The sequence below is a fragment of the Armatimonas sp. genome (assembly GCF_043760365.1).
Lineage (GTDB): Bacteria > Armatimonadota > Armatimonadia > Armatimonadales > Armatimonadaceae > Armatimonas.
Genome location: NZ_JAYUPA010000717.1, coordinates 1 through 3,673 on the forward strand (window position 1 = coordinate 1; position 3,673 = coordinate 3,673).

Consider the following 3,673-nt stretch of genomic DNA (forward strand, 5'->3'; position numbering starts at 1 on the left):
GCGCTGAATAGACTGGTTCAGGCTCTTGCTTGTCATACCGAGGCTTCGCTGCGCATTGGTAGCGGCAGCGTTGAAGTTGACAACCATTGACATAATAAAGATCCTCCATGAAAGACCGGTAGCGTCCTCTGTCTTTAGAAACAGACTCCTCTCCGGCTGGCATCCTGCCATGACACTGCAAGTCTAATAATCTTTACGACCTCTAGTTTATTGCACCGTCACAAAGAGTATCGGTAACTAATCGAGCCTAACTTAAGGGGCAATTTTAACTTTTTTGAAAAATTATCTAACAGAATTTTTTGCACGAATTGTTAGCAGCCGATTGAAATCGGCGTCTAGGAGCCTCGTGCCTCGGCTACGAAGTCGCTCCGTGACTGAGAACTTAGGAGATAGGTAGTCGCGGAGCGACTTTTTGGCAGCAGGCCCTCAGACGCCCACTTTCAGTGGGTGGCTACAGAGCTGGAGACATGTTAAAAACACGAAACCCCGATCCGTCTGGATCGAGGTTTTCAGAAAAAATAAGAATAGAGAGTGCTAGCTCAGCTGATCTAGAAAAGTTGCAGGAGCCTTTGTTCTGTAGGCAAAACTTGCTTTCTGCTGTCGTTGCAGTGCCGCCATTTCTCGCCCCAGCTCGGCTTGTTCACTCCGCGCGGCTTCATTGAGAGCAATATCCGCCTCACGTAGTACATGCTCAAGCTCGGCGGAGAGATACAGACCTCCCTGGAGTGCCTCACCCAGTGCCTGAAGCTGCCCTTGTCGCTCTGTAAGTAGTGTAGCGATAAGAGACTGTTGATCTTGCTCCAAGGCACGGCGTAAGCGACCAGAGAGTACAAGAAGGCTATCCACAATGCCTTGTAAAGATTCCACTACGCACTGGCTCCTACCAGAGATGCCGTTGGGTTCAAGCGCTCTATGGCCAGCTTTCGCTCCGCCTCCGCCCATCCTTCACGTAGATTACTCAGAGCTCCGGCGACCTCTTGAACCCCGGAAATATCGTCGTAGGTGTGCGCCGTGAGCAGGCTCACCAGACAGCCGCGGTAAATCTTATCCAAATCGTAGGCAATCGGCCCCGCGCTCATATTCAGCGTTCCCATCAAATGGCAGATGATCTCCTCCGCCTTAGTGATACTGGCTGCTTGAAGCTTTATGTCACCCTGACGCATGGCTCCTAGTGCTCGCTCCAGTGCGAAGATCGCGCCATCGTAGAGCATGACCACCAGTCGTTCTGGGGTTGTCTGAACCTGCATTTCTTGATACTGAGACCGTGCATAACTACCTACCATAGTGTCATCCTTTTCACTCCGTCTGATCGTTAATTATTACTTGAATTATTTTTGTTTAGCTGTGACAGTAAAGTTTGAGACTGATTTTGCAATCTGTTTATGGTTGTCTCCATACGATTGAATCGCGCGCGCAAACTTTGAGCATTACGCTCCACTTGATCATTGAGTTTGTCAATTACTTTTTGCAAATCATCAATTCGATCCTGAAGCGAGTCCGTTTCAGTCTTAATGGGTCCACTTATAGTATCAGTGAGCTGATTGACCGCTCGCTCTGTCTGATGGGCTATCCCACTAAAGGCTTTGACACTTCCCAGGGCACCCGTGCTCCCCGAGGTAACCCGTAGCCGTAGCCCACTGGTGTGGGCATTGCCCGTATTTCCTGTAAGAGTCTGCCCGGAGCCTGTTGCAGCTTCCCCGTTGATGGTTCCCGCCACGCTCTGTCCCGCATTTCCGGTACCAGAACCGGACTCCCCATTGGGGCTGTCCTCAGTGGCAGTGACATTTCCAAAGCCGGAAGTATCCGTGCCAAGGGAGAGACTGGAAACCACGCTAATACTCGCGGAGTCGCCGTAGGTGCTAGAGAAAAGGCTAATGTAGTTGCCGGTTCCTGTGCCATCGGCTGCGGTCGCACGTGCAATCGTCCCGGTCGTACTGCTGCGTGCATTGATCGCGCTCACGATGTCGCTCCGTGACATGCCAGCAGTAAGACTAATTCCCACCCCGTTGATAGTTAGCGTTTCGTCTGCTGTGAGCGGTGCCGCCTGAGCAGCTCCTGCCGTCACCCGTGCCTGGAGGGCAATCTGAGTAATATTGACCGCATACGCCGTCCCCCCCGTATCTGTATCGGTAGTCGCTCCACTAAACTGAACACCTGCATTAGTGCTACTGCCCGTCAGCGCAAAAAGCCGTGAGATCCCCTCGGGATTTGCCGCAAGCTTTGCCTGGAACATCGCAGAGTCCAGTGAGAGTTTTCCATCGGCTCCGGTGCTGATTCCCACATCGGCCAAGCTGCTCAGCCCACCCGAGACTCCTGAGACAGCACTGGAGATAACATTCTGTACCTCGGACTGAATGCCCCGTAGAGTAAAGTCTCCCAGCAACGTCCCACCTTTGCCCGTCTCCGCGTCGAACTTAAACTGCTGAGTAATGAAGTTCTCCAGGTTGTTATACTGATCAACGAAGGCCTTCGCACCTTCCTCTATTGCCAACGTATCCTGGGAAATGGAGATATTTAAGCGGGTATTTTCCGCAACCGACGCAATATTAACCGTCACTCCGGGAATCACATCACTCAGAGTATTCGAGGCGCGGGTGGCGACAATCGCTCCCGGTCCACTTCCCAGCGTGACCTGCGCATTCTGGGCAGCCTGGAGAGTGGTAAAGCTAGGATCTGTGCCGCCACTGAGCGAGGTTGTCACGGTCATCGCATTGGACTCGCCTGTCTCTTTACTAGAGAGCATCAGGCGGTAGGACGAGGCACTATCCTGGATAATAGAGGCGCGGACATTAGTATTGGCAGCGTTAATGGAATCACGCAGCCCCCCCAGTGTATTGTTGCTTGCATCCAGCGTGACAGTGGTGGTCTCTCCAGCAGCAACAATGGAGACCTCACCGACTCCTAAGCTGGTTGCAGTGAGGTCGCTGTAGCTCTGACTGGCTACCTGATGCGACTGTGCGAGAGTGTTCACTGTAAAGCCATACTGCCCCGGCACAGCGCCTCCCTGCGCGGTGACGGTTGCACTGGTGTTATCTACGGTGGCTTTGCGGATATTAAAGAAAGATGCTCCACTAAGCTTGGTAGCTGCATCCTTGAAGGCTGCCATGCGGGTATTGGCATCCTGGTAAGCCCGCTGACGGGCAAGGAGTTTGGACTGCTGAGTGGAATAACTCTGTGTCACCCTGGACTCAACCTCAGAAAGTTTAGCGATGATAGACTCAACATCAATCCCTGAAACAAGCCCACTTATATTGGTTGTATTTCGCAGCATAGGTTCCCCGTTTACTCTCTCTACTTTATTCGGATTAAACGCACTGATCCACAACGGCTAATTCATCACTTTTGGAAATAAATTTCTGTTGAAGCTCAGCAAGCGCCTGGGCAAGCCCCTCAGAGGGGAACTCGCGAATCACCTGCCCCGACGAAGGATCAACAAAACGAAGAACAATCCGGTTGCTCTGTGGCATCACATGCAAACGGACTTCCATTCCCTGCTGGTGGCTATGTACACGGAGCGCTTCTAGTGCTTCCCGATTCTGACTCTGCCACGCTTCGGTGCGAGCTGCCTGCTCTACACTCCAAGCGCGGTGCTGAAACGCTTGAGAATCACGCTGGCTCTGCAACTCCTGTGTGCGAGAGCTACCTGTAGGTAAGATCGACATGAGCTTTCCCC

The 3,673-nt window shown here is 52.4% G+C and carries 4 protein-coding genes; all 4 read right to left on the reverse strand.

Annotated features, from left to right (window positions below; all coding sequences use genetic code 11):
• Positions 1-534 precede the first annotated feature (534 nt).
• Positions 535-867, reverse strand: coding sequence for a hypothetical protein (locus ACH2EH_RS16895; protein ID WP_395143390.1), 333 nt, complete (start codon positions 865-867; stop codon positions 535-537).
• A complete protein-coding gene (fliS, locus tag ACH2EH_RS16900) occupies positions 867-1,283 on the reverse strand; it encodes a flagellar export chaperone FliS (protein WP_395143392.1) in 417 nt (138 codons plus the stop codon). Before fliS ends, ACH2EH_RS16895 begins: the two co-directional genes overlap by 1 nt.
• A gap of 29 nt (positions 1,284-1,312) precedes the next feature.
• Complete coding sequence (fliD, locus tag ACH2EH_RS16905; protein WP_395143393.1) at positions 1,313-3,271, reverse strand: flagellar filament capping protein FliD; 1,959 nt, start codon at positions 3,269-3,271, stop codon at positions 1,313-1,315.
• 34 nt (positions 3,272-3,305) lie between these two features.
• Positions 3,306-3,673, reverse strand: a 368-nt coding sequence (locus ACH2EH_RS16910) for a flagellar protein FlaG (RefSeq protein WP_395143395.1), incomplete at its 5' end; no start/stop codon positions are given.